Below are 2,196 nucleotides of genomic sequence, written 5' to 3'. Positions count from 1 at the left end.
ACCCTTATCACTTTGAGCTAAAGGGAAACTTGAATGACTTTATAAGGGCTTCTTCCTACATTCTCAGGGATGGGGGATACTTAAATATTCTTCTTCCCTGTTTCAGAACCGCGGAAGCTTTCGGCCTGATGGAAAGGTATAACCTGCCCCCAAGATACCTTGCCCTTGTTTATCCGACCCTTTTTAAAAGGGCGAGGTTCTCAATAATCGCAGGTATAAGAAACGTTAGGGGACCCCTTGAGTGTGAGGAGCCCCTGATTATAAACGAGGAAAAGGGATACACTCCCTTCGTTAGGAAACTTCTTGAAGATTTTCTATAGAAAAATTTGCGGGCTAAAACTCCGTATCTATGATGCGTTTGTGCAGCGAAGGGGTTGACCAGAAAACATTTGCGGAGTAAATTGTTAAATAACTTAAATACCCCGCCGCTCCCGAAAGGGAGCTGAGCGACTTTAAGGTGGGGTAGAAGGGGAGTGCAGAAGCTGAAAGTTGCTCCGCTATCCCGCCATACAGCGGGATAGGTAGGAGTATGGGCGGAGTGAACCCATCTGTGGTGGTAAGGGACACATTAAGTGTCCAAACCCACCACGAAGCTCTGCATCTCTGATGCAGGGTGGTTCACATGGAAAAATGTTGGGGATGCCATCACTTAACTCAGGAAGCTTTCAGACCGCCCCTTAAGTGGGTAGTCCAAAACAGAGATATGGGGTTAATCCTTTCCCAAATCGCATACCCGGAAAAAACTTATAAACTCCTCGGTTATAAGGAAAATACAATGCCCAAAATACAGCTTTCTGCATATGAGCTTATAGCCCTAAAGAATTTCCTGGAGGTTCTAAAAGATGGATGGATTAATTGAAAAAATTTCAAGTGTAAACAGACCAAAACTGGGAGATGAAGTCCCGGTGGTAATATTTAGGGCTTTCAGACTGTTTACGGAAATGTATCTCGAGGAAACGTTAGGAAACAAAGGAACACTGGCCTTACTTCAAAATGCGGGAAGGGAGCTCGGAAAGGCCGTAGCTAAGAATTTTGAAAAAGGAGGTTTTGAAAGCTTCTTAGATGACATTGCATACTTTGTAAAAAACGAGAAGATAGGTATTTTACTTCCCGAACATTTAGGGGAGAAGGAGTTAATAGTTTCTATTGATGAGTGTATAACCTGTGCAGGGATGCCGAATATAGGGAGGAGGGTATGTCATTTTGAAGCGGGTTTCATAGGAGGCGTTCTGGAAGAATTTTTCGGAAGAAAAATAAGGGTTTCGGAGATAAAGTGCAATGCTATGGGAGAAGGAATATGTCAAGTAAAAGCGGAGTGGTAAAATACTAAGGTAATAGAACCGCTCCGCGGTGTAATCCTCATATGGAACTTAACCAACAGGTGCAATCTGTACTGTAAAGCCCGCCCCTTTCTTTTTCCATTCATTGGGAAACTTGAGGGAGAAAGGATTTACGGAAATTCGAAACTCAAACGGTATACTTTCAAAACTTAGGGAATATCCCCGAAAAATAAACGGAAGATGTAAAAGTTGTGAATTCCTAGAAATATGTAACGGAAATTCCGGGGTGCGTGCTTATTATTGTGCTTATTATCTCTTTAAAGTGGTTGCAACAGCTACCTTAAAATGTAGACAAAAGTAAAGAAATATAGAAATAGGTAGCTGTTGCTTTAGGGACTCCCCTTGAAAGCGAAATCCCAACCCGCACCACAGAGCGGGCTCTCCCACCTCCATTTAGGAGATGGGACAGGTTCACTTCCACGCTTCAACCTTATTGCGGAACGGATTCCTTCTGCCTGCATCATAGGGAAACCTTCCCTCCGCAGGCTTTCCGTTCTGCATTTTCTCTCATTATATTTTAGCTCATCTTTTACAGCTTTCAATTGTTTCTGTTTGCGTCAAATGTCTATATATGACTATTGAGTTTTAAGGTCTTTCCACTGAATTGCAGGTCGGGTTTCCGTAGTCACGTGTCCAAAGGAGCGTATAATCGTAGCAACCGGGCAGTTTTCCTCTATAAGGCGTTCCGCTTCCTGCTCAATTTCTTTTAGCCTTTCAAGGTTCTTAACAGCGTAAGGGGATATCTTTGTAAGCATTACGTAAATGGGCATCTCCCCACCTCCTTATTAATAAGGATAGGCTTTTGTATAATGATTTAAAATGAAGTTACCTGAAAGGCTCGTAGAGGCTATAGCGG

The 2,196-nt window shown here is 42.9% G+C and carries 3 protein-coding genes and 1 pseudogene; 3 read left to right on the top strand and 1 reads right to left on the bottom strand.

Features of this window, described 5'->3' with window-relative positions; translation table 11 throughout:
• From ACWB1W_RS07010 to ACWB1W_RS07000, 3 genes and pseudogenes are all read left to right on the top strand, one after another.
• Nucleotides 1-320: pseudogene (locus ACWB1W_RS07010) on the top strand (tRNA1(Val) (adenine(37)-N6)-methyltransferase); the annotation flags it as partial.
• A gap of 302 nt (nt 321-622) precedes the next feature.
• Nucleotides 623-859 carry a hypothetical protein gene (locus tag ACWB1W_RS07005; protein ID WP_479370664.1) on the top strand — a complete coding sequence of 79 codons (237 nt, stop codon included), beginning with the start codon at nt 623-625 and terminating at the stop codon, nt 857-859.
• Nucleotides 843-1,322, top strand: coding sequence for a V4R domain-containing protein (locus tag ACWB1W_RS07000; protein ID WP_479370663.1), 480 nt, complete (start codon nt 843-845; stop codon nt 1,320-1,322). The genes ACWB1W_RS07005 and ACWB1W_RS07000 overlap by 17 nt, the downstream gene beginning before the upstream one ends.
• A 593-nt stretch (nt 1,323-1,915) precedes the next feature.
• Here the strand turns inward: ACWB1W_RS07000 and ACWB1W_RS06995 are convergent.
• Nucleotides 1,916-2,110: a hypothetical protein gene (locus tag ACWB1W_RS06995; RefSeq protein WP_479370662.1), complete on the bottom strand. Its 195-nt coding sequence runs from the start codon at nt 2,108-2,110 to the stop codon at nt 1,916-1,918.
• Nucleotides 2,111-2,196 lie beyond the last annotated feature (86 nt).

The sequence above is a fragment of the Aquifex sp. genome (assembly GCF_056494385.1).
The sequence above is the reverse complement of the archived record's forward strand: the minus strand, read 5'-3'. Positions and strand labels throughout refer to the sequence as shown.

Coding starts and splice junctions, on each gene's coding strand:
- ACWB1W_RS07000 (WP_479370663.1), top strand. CDS start 843: ATGGATGGATTAATTGAAAAAATTTCAAGTGTAAACAGACCAAAACTG.
- ACWB1W_RS07005 (WP_479370664.1), top strand. CDS start 623: ATGGAAAAATGTTGGGGATGCCATCACTTAACTCAGGAAGCTTTCAGA.
- ACWB1W_RS06995 (WP_479370662.1), bottom strand. CDS start 2,110: ATGCCCATTTACGTAATGCTTACAAAGATATCCCCTTACGCTGTTAAG.